General features: G+C 71.0%; 11 protein-coding genes. 9 read left to right on the top strand and 2 right to left on the bottom strand.

Annotated elements, in window-relative coordinates; all coding sequences use genetic code 11:
* Positions 1–73: 73 nt before the first annotated feature.
* Together ACIGJI_RS09770 and ACIGJI_RS09765 are read left to right on the top strand one after the other, a co-directional pair.
* Positions 74–1,270, top strand: coding sequence for a histidine kinase (locus ACIGJI_RS09770; protein WP_363445300.1), 1,197 nt, complete (start codon positions 74–76; stop codon positions 1,268–1,270).
* The gene (locus ACIGJI_RS09765) at positions 1,267–1,911 is read left to right on the top strand and encodes a response regulator transcription factor (protein ID WP_363445298.1); all 645 of its coding nucleotides are present in this window, start codon (positions 1,267–1,269) and stop codon (positions 1,909–1,911) included. Before ACIGJI_RS09770 ends, ACIGJI_RS09765 begins: the two co-directional genes overlap by 4 nt.
* A 2-nt stretch (positions 1,912–1,913) precedes the next feature.
* Here ACIGJI_RS09765 and ACIGJI_RS09760 read toward each other — a convergent pair whose 3' ends face one another.
* A complete protein-coding gene (locus tag ACIGJI_RS09760; protein WP_363445296.1) occupies positions 1,914–3,152 on the bottom strand; it encodes an MFS transporter in 1,239 nt (412 codons plus the stop codon).
* Positions 3,153–3,212: 60 nt separating this feature from the next.
* Here ACIGJI_RS09760 and ACIGJI_RS09755 point away from each other — a divergent pair, with 60 nt between their 5' ends.
* Entirely contained in the window at positions 3,213–4,274 is a 1,062-nt protein-coding gene (locus ACIGJI_RS09755) for a LacI family DNA-binding transcriptional regulator (protein WP_363445294.1), read from the top strand.
* A gap of 13 nt (positions 4,275–4,287) precedes the next feature.
* Here ACIGJI_RS09755 and ACIGJI_RS09750 read toward each other — a convergent pair whose 3' ends face one another.
* Positions 4,288–5,790 (bottom strand): hypothetical protein, encoded by a 1,503-nt coding sequence (locus ACIGJI_RS09750; RefSeq protein WP_363445292.1) that lies wholly within the window; start codon positions 5,788–5,790, stop codon positions 4,288–4,290.
* A gap of 120 nt (positions 5,791–5,910) precedes the next feature.
* Between ACIGJI_RS09750 and ACIGJI_RS09745 the strand changes: the two genes are divergently transcribed.
* Genes ACIGJI_RS09745 through mnhG form a run of 6 tightly spaced genes read left to right on the top strand, consistent with a single transcriptional unit; the run spans position 5,911 to position 12,265 of the window.
* On the top strand, positions 5,911–8,883 hold the full coding sequence (locus tag ACIGJI_RS09745; protein WP_363445290.1) for a Na+/H+ antiporter subunit A: 2,973 nt from the start codon (positions 5,911–5,913) through the stop codon (positions 8,881–8,883).
* Positions 8,883–9,473 (top strand): Na(+)/H(+) antiporter subunit C, encoded by a 591-nt coding sequence (locus ACIGJI_RS09740; RefSeq protein WP_232089137.1) that lies wholly within the window; start codon positions 8,883–8,885, stop codon positions 9,471–9,473. The genes ACIGJI_RS09745 and ACIGJI_RS09740 overlap by 1 nt, the downstream gene beginning before the upstream one ends.
* The gene (locus ACIGJI_RS09735) at positions 9,470–11,023 is read left to right on the top strand and encodes a Na+/H+ antiporter subunit D (protein WP_259954137.1); all 1,554 of its coding nucleotides are present in this window, start codon (positions 9,470–9,472) and stop codon (positions 11,021–11,023) included. Before ACIGJI_RS09740 ends, ACIGJI_RS09735 begins: the two co-directional genes overlap by 4 nt.
* On the top strand, positions 11,020–11,613 hold the full coding sequence (locus ACIGJI_RS09730; RefSeq protein ID WP_363445288.1) for a Na+/H+ antiporter subunit E: 594 nt from the start codon (positions 11,020–11,022) through the stop codon (positions 11,611–11,613). Before ACIGJI_RS09735 ends, ACIGJI_RS09730 begins: the two co-directional genes overlap by 4 nt.
* The gene (locus tag ACIGJI_RS09725; RefSeq protein ID WP_187662839.1) at positions 11,610–11,879 is read left to right on the top strand and encodes a monovalent cation/H+ antiporter complex subunit F; all 270 of its coding nucleotides are present in this window, start codon (positions 11,610–11,612) and stop codon (positions 11,877–11,879) included. Before ACIGJI_RS09730 ends, ACIGJI_RS09725 begins: the two co-directional genes overlap by 4 nt.
* Entirely contained in the window at positions 11,876–12,265 is a 390-nt protein-coding gene (gene mnhG, locus ACIGJI_RS09720; RefSeq protein WP_071328007.1) for a monovalent cation/H(+) antiporter subunit G, read from the top strand. The genes ACIGJI_RS09725 and mnhG overlap by 4 nt, the downstream gene beginning before the upstream one ends.
* Positions 12,266–12,401: the final 136 nt, after the last annotated feature.

Here is a 12,401-nt window from a genome sequence, read left to right as displayed (position 1 = left end):
GTCGGGGGTCGTCCTGAGCCCCCTCATCCTTTGGTCGGATGCGACGGAGTGCGGGCCGTGGTTGCATGAGGTCATGCACGATCCGGCCGACGGAGGGCCCGCCGCCTGGTACCGGCGGCACCGATGGTGGGTGGACCCCGTCGGCATGGCCGTCCTCGCGACGATCATGGCTGCTCTCGGGTTCCACGGGATCTGGGGCCCCTTCTCGCTGCTGCCCGAGGACGTCTCGCCGTGGTGGGCGCTGGTGCTCGCCATCCCGGCCTGCGCTCTGGCCCTCGGCAAGCGTCGGCACCCGTGGACCGTGCTGGCCCTCGTCACCGTGCTCTTCGTCGCCGACCTTGTCACCGTCGGCGGCGTCGGGACGCTGGTGGTGCTGCTGGACGTGCTGTGGACGGCGGCCTTCCTCGCCGGCCCGCGTGGGCGCCGCGTGCTGCTGGTGCTGCTGGGCACGGCGACCATCGCGCTCTTCCTCGCCGCCCTGCTCTTCTCGGGGGCAGAACCACCGGTCGCGCTGCTGTTCGGCGTGCAGTTCGGAGCGATCTTCGGCACCGACTACTGGTGGGCGGTGGCGGTGTCGCAGGCGCATGAGCTGGCCGAGCTGCACCGTCAGCGGGCGGAAGACGCCGCGGCGACCGCCGCCAGAGACCGGGTGCAGGCGGTGCAGCGCGAGCGGGAGACCATGGCCAGGGAGTTGCACGACGTGGTGGCGGGGCACGTGATGGCGATGGCCATCCGGGCCGAGGCGGCGCTCGCTGCTCCGCCGGACCGGTCGGACGACCGTGCCGCGCTGCAGGCCGTGCGGGATGCCGGGCTGGACGCGCACGGAGCCCTGCGCACGATGATCGGGGTGCTGCGCCGCGGCGACGGCGCGCTCGCTCCGACGCCGGGGTGGGCCGACCTCGACCGCCTCGCCGCCGAGGCCCGGCGCTCGGGGCTGGACGTGCGGCTCGCCGTCGACGATCCGGGCGCGCTCGGCGGGGGCGGGGAGCAGGCGGTGGTGCGGGTGGTGCGCGAGGCGCTGGGAAACTGCGTCCGCCATGCCAACGGGGCGGTGGTCGAGGTCGCGATCGGCCCGGCCGACGGGGCGGCCAGCGTCGCGGTGCGGTCGCGAGGCGGGGCGCCGACCGCGACCGCCGGGCAGGGCGGCGACGGGTGGGGGCTGCAGATGCTGCGGGAGCGCATCACCGCCCTGGGCGGGACGTTCCGGGCCGGACCGGAGCCCGACGGCTGGCTGGTCGAGGCACGACTGCCGGTGGAGGTGCGGGCATGACCGCGCCGACCGTGCTGCTCGCCGACGACCACGGCGCGATCAGGGCGGGCCTGCGCATCATGCTGGAGACGCACGACATCGCCGTGGTGGGCGAGGCGGCCGACGGGGAGGTCGCGGTCCGCAACGCGGCGGCGCTCCGGCCGGACGTGGTCCTCATGGACCTGCGCATGCCGGAACGTGACGGGGTCTCGGCCACCCGCGAGATCGTGGAGCGCGGACTGGGAGATGTCCTCGTGCTGACGAGCTTCGACGAGGATGAGCTCGTGCTCGCGGCGATCCGCGCCGGGGCCGTCGGCTTCCTCCTGAAGACCGTCGACGCGCCGACCCTCGTCCAGGCCGTGCGTGCTGTCGCTGCCGGAGAGGGGGCGCTGGACCCGCGGGTCACCCGGCGTGCGCTCGCCGCGGTGGCGGCGTCCGCCTCGAAGCCTCCGCCGATGACGACGTTCGTGCTCCCGGAACTGACGCCGCGGGAGCGGGACGTCCTCGACGGGATTCTGCAGGGGTGGTCGAACGCCCAGCTCGCCGCGCGCCTGAAGATCTCGGTGCCGACGGTGAAGACCCACGTGTCGAACGTGCTCACCAAGCTCGGGGCGCGTAGCCGGTCACACGCGGCCGCGTTGGTGCGCGGTGTCGAGGACTGAGGTCAGCGCTCGGTGGTCGGAACCGCTGGAGCCTTCTCCTCCGTGCGGAGCGGCCGGGCGGCGCCGGAGAACAGGCCGGAGAGCACCACGAGCGCGACGAGGATGAAGAGCGTGTTGAGCAGCCCGATGTGCTCGCTGATGACGCCGAGCACGGGAGGGCCGCCGAGGAACGCCACGTAGCCGATCGTCGCCGCCGCACTCACCCGTGCGGCGGCCTTGGCCGGGTCGTCCGCCGCCGCCGACATGCCGAGGGGGAAGCCGAGCGACGCGCCGATGCCCCACAGGGCTGCGCCGACGAGGACCAGCGGCAGTGTGGGCGCGAGGATGAACAGCAGGATTCCGGTGGCGGCCGTCGCGGCCAGGATGCGCAGCACCAGCACCCGGCCGAACCGGTCGACCAGCGGTCCGCCGAAGAGGCGCACCACCGTCATCCCGACGGAGAACACCGCCAGGGCGACGGCCCCCGTGCCCTCCGCGAACCCGTGCCCCTGCTCGGTGCCCAGGGCGATCCAGTCGTTGGCCCCGCCCTCCGCGAAGGACATGCCGAGCATGACGGTTCCCAGCAGGTAGGTGCGGGGTTCGCGCCAGGCCTCGAGGGCGGTGTGCATCCGCTGACGGAACGGGGGCTTCTCGTGGTCCTCGGGGTCGAGCGCGGCCTCGCGCACCGGCACCTGGAAGAAGCAGACGACGGCGATCGCGGCGATGAGGACGCCCATCGAGACGGCGTGCGTGCCGACGTCGACCTTGAGCGCCGCGGCGAGGGCGCCGATACCGGCGCCGAGCACGGTGCCGAAGCTGAAGAACGCGTGGAAGACCGGCAGGATGGTGCGGCCCATCTGCTGTTCGATGGCGGTGGCCTCGACGTTCATCATCACGTCCACGCAGCCGTTGCCGAAACCGAAGAGCACCATGCCGACGAGCACGACAGGCACCGACCCGAAGACGGTGGCGCCGAGGCCGACGAGCGCGATTCCGGTCGCGAACGTGAGCATCGCCAGGAGCATGCCGCGTCGCGCGCCGGTCCGCGCCATCACCGCAGGGCTGGTGGAGATGCCGAGGATGGACGCGACGCCCATGCCGAGCAGGATGAGGCCGACCTGCGCGTTGTCGAGGTCGAGCGCCTCCTTGATCCCCGGCACGCGAGAGGCCCAGGTCGCGATCGAGAGGCCGCTGGCGAGGAAGATGGCGAAGATCGCGGTGCGCCAGCGCACGAACTGCGAGCGGGTGAGGGCGGTGTCCATGGCGGACAGCCTATCGAATCGATTCGACCTTCGGTGACGGAACCGGGCTATCCTCGGAGTATGACCAGGGAGACGCCGCGACGGCCCACGATCGCCGATGTGGCTCGCGAGGCGGGGGTCGCCACCTCGACCGCGTCCGTCGTCTTCAGCGGCAAGGCCAAGGTCGCACCCGCCACCCGGGACCGGGTGCTCGCCGCCGCGACCGACCTCGGCTACACCGGCCCCGATCCCCGCGCCGCCTCCCTCCGGCGGGGGCGCAGCGGCATCGTGGCGGTGGTCCTGGAGGGACATCTGCGCGCGGCGTTCCTCGATCCGGTCACGACCGCGATGATGGACGGCCTCACCGACGGCCTGGCCGACCTCAGCGCCGGGATCCTCCTCATGCGCGACGAGCCGGGCGAGGGCGGCTCTGCCATCGCGAGCGCTCCCGTCGACGCCGTGGTGCTCATCGGATGCTCCGGGCGCACCCGCGCGTCCCTGGAGATCGTGCTCGGACGCGGTCTCCCGGTCGTCGTCATCGAGGGCGATGCGGGGCTCGATGTGCCGCGCATCACGCTGGACAACGTCGCCGCCTCCGCGGACATCGCCCGTCACGTGCGCGACCTCGGTCATCAGGACGTCGCGCTCGTCACCCTCTCGCTGGACGCGGAGCGCGAGCGCACCCTCATCACGCCGGAGCGGTTGGCGAACGCGACCGTCGACGTGACGGTCGACCGTCTCGCCGGGATGCGTGAGATCTTCCCCGATGCCCCGGCGATCTCGGCCTCCGGAAGCCTCATCGACGAGGGCATCCTCGTCGGCCGGATGCTGCTGGCCGATCCCGCCACCCGGCCGACCGCCGTGCTCGCGCAGAGCGACCTGCTCGCCGTCGGCGTGATCCGCGCCGCGGAGGAGCTCGGACTCCGTGTCCCCGAAGACCTCTCGGTCGCCGGGTTCGACGGGATCCCGCTCGACGGCCTCGGCGATCTCACCCTCACCACGAGCGTGCAGCCCGCGGTGGAGAAGGGCAGGGCCGCCGGGGAGCAGGTCGCCCGGATGCTGCGCGGGGAGCCGGGCGTGACCCAGGACCTGCATTGCGTGTTCCGTGCCGGCACGACGACCGCACCGCCCCCCTCGCGCTGACAGCGCGCACCGGTCACGAACGCGCGGGCCCGAGGGGAAGCGTCGCCGGCGCGTAGTCGAGGATGCGGTACCGCCCGCACTCGACGAGGGCGGTGGGCTCCGCGGTGGTCGGCAGGTTCCACGGCACGGTCTGCGTGTCCTCGACGAGGAACGACACCGCACCCACGGCGAAGTCCCGACGATCGACGAGCCAGGCGTAGCCGTGGAGCTCGTGGTCGACCTGCACGAGCCGGGCGGGATCCGACGCGTGCAGCTTGGGCAGTCGGATCGTCCAGAACTGTCCCGCACCGGTGCGCCCCGACGCGTCCACCCAGTCGGTCACGCAGGCGAGATCGCGGTCGGGCGCGCTCGCCGCCTGCACGATGCGCGGCACGGCCGCCGCGCTGCCGACGAGGAGGGCGATGGCGACGACGGTGGGGACGACGCGAGTCATCGCGGCTCGCGGCATCCGGACGCGCGGGAGTGCGACGAGGGCGAGGATCGGGGCGAACACGAGCGGCTGCAGGTACCGGGCCGCGTGGGTTCCCGCCGCGATGCCGCCGACGATCACGAAGAGCGGGAGGACCCAGGCTGCCATCGCTACGAGGCGGATGCCGCTGTCCGACGCGTGCGCCGTCCGCACGACCGCGAGCACCGTCAGCGTCAGGATGACGACCGCGGCCAGCACGCCGCCGGGGGTGGACAGGCGCTCGATCGCGAGTCCCGCGTAGTACTCGACGGCGTGGGCCCACTCCGAGGGCTGCACGTAGCCCGCGCCGGAGTTCGCGATCCATGCCGAGAACGGAATGCGACCGAGGAAGCCCAGAGCGCTGCCCCCGACCAGGGCCCCGATCAGGGCCGGCGCGTGACGCCGGACTGGGGGCGCAGCGAGGGAGACAGCGCCGAGGATCAGGGAGAGCGGCACCGTGGCCCATGCGGCGAACAGCGGATTGCTCATGGTCGCGACCGCCGCGACCGCACCGAGGGCGATCACCGGCGTCACGCCTCCAGAGGTGTCGTCGAGGGCGCGCCGACACAGAGCCACGGCGAGGAGCACGCCCACGACCGTGGCCGAGTAGTACGTGGTCGTCAGCATCAGCGACGCGAGCTCGAGCGCGTCGCGCGACGTCGACGACTCGGTGAGGATGAGGAGACAGAACGTCGCGAGGGCCGCGACCGACCAGGCGACCGGTGCCCGACCCTCGACGCGCCGACCGGCGGCGAGGCGGATCGCCCCGTAGAGCGCGAGCACGTTCACCACCGCGTTGGCCGCCAGCACGCCGTCCACGTCGAAGGGCAGCACGGCGTCGAGGGCCGTGAACACCGCGATCTCGGGAAGGAAGAGCACACTGGACATCGCCCAGTCGCCCCCGCCGCCGTCCGGGATCGATCGGGCGACCAGAGCCACGATCAGCGAGTCCCCGTCGTCGAACATCAGGGTCGACCGGGGTGACGACGCCAGGTATCCGACGACGATCAGCGCGAGTCCCAGCGCGGCCGCCCACCCCGCCAGCTCCCGCCCCCGGACCCGCCGCATGCGACCACTCTGACACGCGATCTCGAAGCTCGCGGAGCCGACAGGCGCCTCGGCCCGGTAAACTGGACGGACACCGCCCGCCTGAGCCGTACGGCCGACGAGCCCCGAGGAGCCGCGTATATGCTGATGCTCCTCGCAGTGTTCCTTCTCGGGTCGCTCTTGATGCCCGTTCTGGTGCGCTGGTTGCGAGCTCAGGCTTTCGCCGTCGCCGCCCTCGTCCCGGCCGCCGCGTTCGTGCACGCCCTCGTGCTCACGCCGCAGGTGCTCGACGGCCCGGTCCCGTTCGTCTCGGTGCCGTGGATCCCGCAGCTCGGGCTGAACCTGTCCATGAACATGGACGTCCTCGGGTGGGTGCTCACGCTCATCGTCACCGGCGTCGGCGCGCTCGTGCTGCTCTACTGCCGCTGGTACTTCCACGACGAGGCGGCCGGGATCGGGCAGTTCGCGGGCGTCCTCCTCGCCTTCGCCGGCGCGATGTACGGTCTCGTCCTCACCGACGACCTCGTGATGCTCGTGATGTTCTGGGAGGCCACGAGCATCCTCTCCTACCTCCTCATCGGCCACTACCGACGCCGCGCCGCCAGCCGACGTGCCGCGCTCCAGGCGCTCCTGGTGACCACGCTCGGCGGACTCGTCATGTTCGTCGGCGTCGTGCTCCTCGTCGTCGACGCGGGGACATCGAGCATCCGGGAGATCCTCGCGATCGCGCCGACCGGTCCGATCGTCGATGCGGCGATCGTCATGCTCCTGATCGGCGCCATCAGCAAATCGGCGCTCTTCCCCTTCCACTTCTGGCTCCCGGGCGCCATGGCGGCCCCGACGCCGGTCAGCGCCTACCTGCACGCCGCGGCCATGGTGAAGGCCGGCATCTACCTCATCGCCCGCTTCGCACCCATCTTCGCGTTCAGCCCGACGTGGCGGCCGATCGTGCTCACACTCGGCATCCTCACGATGCTCCTCGGGGGCATCCAGGCGCTGCGGGAGACCGACCTCAAGCGTGTGCTCGCGTTCGGCACGGTGAGCCAGCTCGGTTTCTTCGCTGTCGTCGTCGGCTACGGCACGCAGGCGGCCGCCCTCGCCGGCATCGCGCTGGTGATCGGGCACGCGCTGTTCAAGTCGGCGCTGTTCCTCATCGTCGGCGTCATCGACCGCCAGCTCTCCACCCGTGACGTGACCGAACTCTCCGGCGTCGGCCGGCAGGCGCCGGTCATGGCCACGGCCGCGTTCATCGCCGTGGCCTCGATGGCCGGGGTGGCTCCGACCATCGGATTCGTGGCGAAGGAGTCGACGCTCACGGCGCTGCTGGATGATGCGCTGGGCGGCTCCGTGTGGGGTCTGGTCGCCCTGATCGGCGTCGCGCTCGGATCCATGCTCACCGCGGCATATGGTGTCCGCTTCCTCTGGGGCGCGTTCTGGACCAAGCGCGACGCCGACGGACAGCGGCAGCCCGACACGGTCTGGCCCGATCCGCCGGTCGGCTTCCTCTCGGCACCGATCATCCTCGCCGGGGTGACGCTCGCCGCGGGCATCGGCGCCCCCGCGCTCGACGTCGCCCTGCAGCCCTATGCGCTGACCGCCACCCCCGGACTCGACCACGAGGGCGCGGCCGTCGAGGGTCCGGGACACCTCGCGCTCTGGCACGGCCTCGAACCCGCTCTCGGCATCTCGATCCTGTCGATCCTGCTCGGCATCGGCCTCTTCCTCCTCACCCGCCGGACCGGGTGGGACCGTCGCCCGCGACTGCTGCCGTTCACGGCCGCCGACGCCTACTACGTGGTGATGCGCGGCATCGACCGGCTCTCGGTGCTGAGCACCACGCTCACCCAGCGGGGCTCGCTGCCCGTCTACGTGGGGACGATCTTCGTCGTCTTCGTCGCCGCCGAGGTCACCGCGCTGGTGGCGAGCGACATCGACCGCTATCAGCTCTCGCTCTGGCACACGCCGGCTCAGCTCGCCGTGGCCCCGATCATGGCCGTCGCCGGCGTCGTGGCCGTGCGGGCCCGCAAGCGCTACACCGGCGTCGTGCTCGCCTCCGTCACGGGCCTGGGCATGGTCGTCCTCTTCGCGACCAGCGGAGCACCGGACCTCGCGCTCACCCAGATCCTCGTCGAGACGGTGACGATGGTGACCTTCGCCCTGGTGCTGCGCCGCCTTCCTGCGCGGATGGGCGAGCACAACGCCTCCGTCAGCCGCATCCCGCGCGCCCTGCTCGGGATCGGCGTCGGCCTGACCATGGCCTTCGTCGCCGTCGTCGCGACCCAGTCCCGCGTGGCCGACCCCATCTCGGCGATCTTCCCGGAGATCGCGTACGAGATCGGCCACGGCAAGAACGTCGTGAACGTGGCGCTGGTCGACCTCCGCGGTTGGGACACGATGGGCGAGCTGTCCGTGCTCGTGCTCGCCGCGACCGGTGTCGCCTCTCTCGTGTTCGTGACCCACCGCGCCGACCTGCTCGCCGCCACGAAGACCCTGCCCCGCTCGGTGCGGAAGTCGGCACGGAGCCGGCCGCTCGTGGAGACCACCGACGGCGTGCGCTTCCAGACCGCGGAGAACCGCTCGGCACCGCGCGCCTGGCTCGTGGGCGGCCAGAAGATGAAGCCGGAGAACCGGTCGATCCTGCTCGAGGTGATCGTCCGGATCCTGTTCCACACGATCATCGTCGTGTCGATCTTCCTGCTCTTCGCCGGGCACAACCTCCCCGGCGGCGGCTTCGCTGGCGGGCTCGTCGCGGGCATGGCCCTCGTGATGCGCTACATCGCGGGAGGCCGCTGGGAGCTGGGCGCCGCCGCGCCGACCGATGCCGGAAGACTCCTCGGCGCGGGCCTCATCCTCGCCGTGGGCACCGCCGTCGTGCCGCTGTTCTTCGGCATGGCGCCGCTCACCAGCACCTTCTGGGAGTGGGAGATCCCCGGCATCGGGCATATGGAGTTCGTCACCTCGACCATCTTCGACATCGGCGTCTACCTCGTCGTGATCGGACTCGTCCTCGACGTGCTCCGCAGCCTCGGCGCCGAGGTCGACCGGCAGGCGGCGCTCCGCCCCGGTGAGAGCACCGCCGTCGACTTCTCCTCGAGGACCGGGGGGAACGGCTGATGGACGTCTCGCTCGCCCTCATCGCGATCATGGCCGTGCTCTTCGCCTGCGGCGTCTACGCGATGCTGGAGCGCAGCCTCACCCGCGTCCTCATCGGCTTCCTCCTGCTCGGGAACGCCACGAACCTGCTCCTGCTCATCGTCATGGGCGTACCGGGGAACGCGCCGTTCTTCGGCACGGAGGGCGACCTGAGCGACCCGCTGCCCCAGGCGCTGACGCTCACCGCGATCGTCATCACGTTCGCCGTCTCGGCCTTCCTGCTGGCGCTCATCTACCGCTCCTGGCAGCTCGGTCAGGCGGACACGGTCGAGGACGACGAGGCCGACATCGCGCTGCGGGAGCGCACCGACGAAGACGAAGACCTCATGGACGACGAGTCCGAGACGGACGACGACGACGCCACGACCGACTTCGTGGGCGTGCAGACCGCGCCCATCACCGTCCTGCACATGCGCGACAACCCGGCGATCCACGATGACGCGCCGTACGACGCGCCGTACGTGCCCGAGCCGGAGCCGGAACCCGACGGCGCGGACGAGGCCGACGCGGACCGGGACGACGACACGACAGACGGGGAGGGCAGGCCATGACCACGCTCGTCCCCCTCCTCGTCGCCCTGCCGCTCCTCGGTGCCGCGATCACCCTCGTCTTCGGTCGCAACGCGCGCCTGCAGGTGTTCGTCACCGTCGCCACGCTCGCGGTCGTGTCCGTCATCGCGGCCGTGCTGCTCGTCGTCGTCGACGCAGGCTCCCCGCTCGCGGTCTCCGTGGGCGGGTGGCCGGTGCCCTTCGGCATCGTCCTCTACGTCGACCGCCTCGCCGCCCTGCTGGTGCTCGTCTCCAGCATCGTGCTGCTCGCGGTCCTCCTCTTCTCCATCGGCCAGGGTGTGGCCGACGGGGCGGACGAGACCCCGATCTCGATCTTCAACCCCTCGTACCTGATCCTCGCCGCCGGCATCTTCAACGCCTTCATCGCCGGCGACCTGTTCAACCTGTACGTCGGGTTCGAGATCCTCCTGGTCGCCTCGTACGTGCTCATCACCCTGGGCGGCACCGAGTCCCGTATCCGCACCGGGGCGGTCTACATCGTCGTCTCGCTCGTGTCGTCGATCCTGTTCCTCGCGTCGATCGCGATGATCTACGGTGCCCTCGGCACGGTGAACATGGCCCAGATCGCCGAGCGCATGTCGGAGCTCCCACAGGACACGCAGCTCGTCCTGCACCTCATGCTCGTGGTCGCCTTCGGGATCAAGGCCGCGATCTTCCCCGTGTCGTTCTGGCTGCCCGACTCCTACCCGACGGCCCCCGCGCCGGTCACCGCCGTGTTCGCCGGCCTGCTGACCAAGGTCGGCGTGTACGCGCTGATCCGGACCGAGACGCAGCTGTTCGCCTCGAACAGCATCGACACCCTGCTGCTCATCATCGCGCTGGCGACCATGGTCGTCGGTGTCCTCGGCGCCGTCGCGCAGGCCGAGCTCAAGCGGATCCTGTCGTTCACGCTCGTCAGCCACGTCGGCTACATGATCTTCGGTCTGGCGATCGCGACCCCGGCCGCCATCGGCGCGACCGTGTACTATATCGTCCACCACATCGTCGTGCAGACCACCCTGTTCCTCGCGGTGGGACTCATCGAACGCCGGGCGGGCAGCACGTCGATCCTGAGGGTCAAGGGCCTGCTGAAGATCGCCCCCGTCATCGCGCTGCTGTACTTCATCCCCGCCATCAACCTGGGCGGTCTACCCCCGTTCTCCGGGTTCATCGGCAAGTTCGCCCTGTTCGAGGCCGCGGCCTCCGTGGGCACGCCGCTCATGATCGTGCTCATCTTCGGCGGCATCATCACCTCGCTGCTCACCCTCTATGCGCTCATGCGCGCCTGGAACCTCGCCTTCTGGCGCGAGGAGGAGGACTCGACCGAGACCGAGGGCCGCATCTCCTACCTCACCGGAGCCCCCGCCGCGGATGAGCAGCAGGAGCGCCGGCACATTCCGAGGATCATGACCATGGCCACCGCCGGCATGGTCACGGTCACACTGGCCCTGACGATCTTCGCCGGACCGCTGTACGCTCTGTGCGACCGTATCGGGGCGGGCCTGTTGCAGCCGGTCAACCTCGTACAGCTGGAAGACGAGGTGGAGGGATGAGGCCCGAGACCAAGCGCGTCTGGCGGGACATCGGCATGCAGCTGCCGTTCCTCGCCTGGCTGATCGTGCTGTGGATGCTGCTGTGGGCCCAGTTCACGGTGCTGTCCTTCCTCACGGGACTCGTGGTGGCGATCTTCGTGACGCGGGTGTTCCGCCTCCCCACGGTCGAGCTCTCGGGGCGCGTCAACCTCTGGTACGGGGCCCTGTTCGTCGTGCAGTTCCTGTTCGCGATCCTCCGCGGCGCGCTCTCCGTGACGGCGCAGGTGTTCGACTTCCGCCGCCAGCCGGGTACCGCCATCGTCGCGGTACCCCTCCGCTACGCCGACGACCTCGTCATGACCCACGTCGCCGTGGTGTCGTCGCTCATCCCGGGCTCCCTCGTCGTCGAGGCCGACCGCGACCGCGGGATCCTCTATCTCCACGTGATCGGCGTGCGCAGCAAGGAGGGCGTCGAGAAGCAGCGGCAGGGCGTCCTCGGCTGGGAGAAGCGCATCGTCCGGGCGCTCGGCAACCCGACCCAGTACCGTGCGCTCAAGGCCGACGAGCGCGCCGGCCGCATCGACCCCGCGACGATCGGCGGTGCCCGATGAACACCCTGCTCCTCATCATCCTCGCCGTGTTCGCCGTGGCTGCGATCCTCGCCGTCATCCGCATCGTCCGCGGCCCCTCGATCCTCGACCGCGCCGTCGCTGCCGACGTGCTGCTGACCGAGGTCATGTGCGTGCTCGGCGCCGAGATGGCCATCAACGGCCACACCCGCAACATCCCCGTGCTCCTCATCATCGCGGCGGTCGGCGTGTTCGGGTCGATCGCGGTCGCCCGGTTCGTCGCGAGAAGGGACAACACGACACCATGAACGTGTTCGGTCTGATGATCCCTGATGCCGTCGTCGACGTGGCGGTGCTCGTCCTCATCCTGCTCGGGGCGATCCTCTGCCTCTCCGCCTCCGTGGGGCTCCTGCACTTCCGCGATGTGCCGACGCGACTGCACGCCGCGACGAAGCCCCAGGTGCTCGGGCTGCTGCTGATCTGCGTCGCGATCGCTCTGTCGCAGCGGTCGATCGGCGGCGTGCTGTTCGGTCTCGTGCTCGTGGCGCCCGTGGTACTCATGCAGTTCGCGACCGCCCCCCTGTCCGCGCACATGGTCGGTCGCCAGGCCTACCGCAACGGCACGATCGAGCAGCGGGGTCTCGTCGTCGACGAGCTCGCCGAGTCGAAGCAGACCCCTCCCGCCGCCGGCTGACCGCCTCGGCGCCGACGTAGCCGGTTCCGCCCGCCGTCGGTTCACAACTCAGGAGATCCGCGGCGTCATCGGGCCGCGCGTGCGCTCAGGTCGGATGGGGAACGGATTCTCCTGAATTGTGAACGCCGTGCGCGGC

The sequence above is a fragment of the Microbacterium sp. NPDC064978 genome, assembly GCF_044543605.1.
Classification (GTDB): Bacteria; Actinomycetota; Actinomycetes; order Actinomycetales; family Microbacteriaceae; genus Microbacterium; species Microbacterium meiriae.
Note: the sequence above shows the minus strand (reverse complement) of the source record. Positions and strands in the feature narration are given on the sequence as shown.

Bases quoted from the DNA above. Each gene is read 5' to 3' on its own strand.
- ACIGJI_RS09770 (WP_363445300.1), top strand. From the start codon at position 74: ATGCACGATCCGGCCGACGGAGGGCCCGCCGCCTGGTACCGGCGGCAC.
- ACIGJI_RS09765 (WP_363445298.1), top strand. From the start codon at position 1,267: ATGACCGCGCCGACCGTGCTGCTCGCCGACGACCACGGCGCGATCAGG.
- ACIGJI_RS09760 (WP_363445296.1), bottom strand. From the start codon at position 3,152: ATGGACACCGCCCTCACCCGCTCGCAGTTCGTGCGCTGGCGCACCGCG.
- ACIGJI_RS09755 (WP_363445294.1), top strand. From the start codon at position 3,213: ATGACCAGGGAGACGCCGCGACGGCCCACGATCGCCGATGTGGCTCGC.
- ACIGJI_RS09750 (WP_363445292.1), bottom strand. From the start codon at position 5,790: ATGCGGCGGGTCCGGGGGCGGGAGCTGGCGGGGTGGGCGGCCGCGCTG.
- ACIGJI_RS09745 (WP_363445290.1), top strand. From the start codon at position 5,911: ATGCTGATGCTCCTCGCAGTGTTCCTTCTCGGGTCGCTCTTGATGCCC.
- ACIGJI_RS09740 (WP_232089137.1), top strand. From the start codon at position 8,883: ATGGACGTCTCGCTCGCCCTCATCGCGATCATGGCCGTGCTCTTCGCC.
- ACIGJI_RS09735 (WP_259954137.1), top strand. From the start codon at position 9,470: ATGACCACGCTCGTCCCCCTCCTCGTCGCCCTGCCGCTCCTCGGTGCC.
- ACIGJI_RS09730 (WP_363445288.1), top strand. From the start codon at position 11,020: ATGAGGCCCGAGACCAAGCGCGTCTGGCGGGACATCGGCATGCAGCTG.
- ACIGJI_RS09725 (WP_187662839.1), top strand. From the start codon at position 11,610: ATGAACACCCTGCTCCTCATCATCCTCGCCGTGTTCGCCGTGGCTGCG.
- mnhG (WP_071328007.1), top strand. From the start codon at position 11,876: ATGAACGTGTTCGGTCTGATGATCCCTGATGCCGTCGTCGACGTGGCG.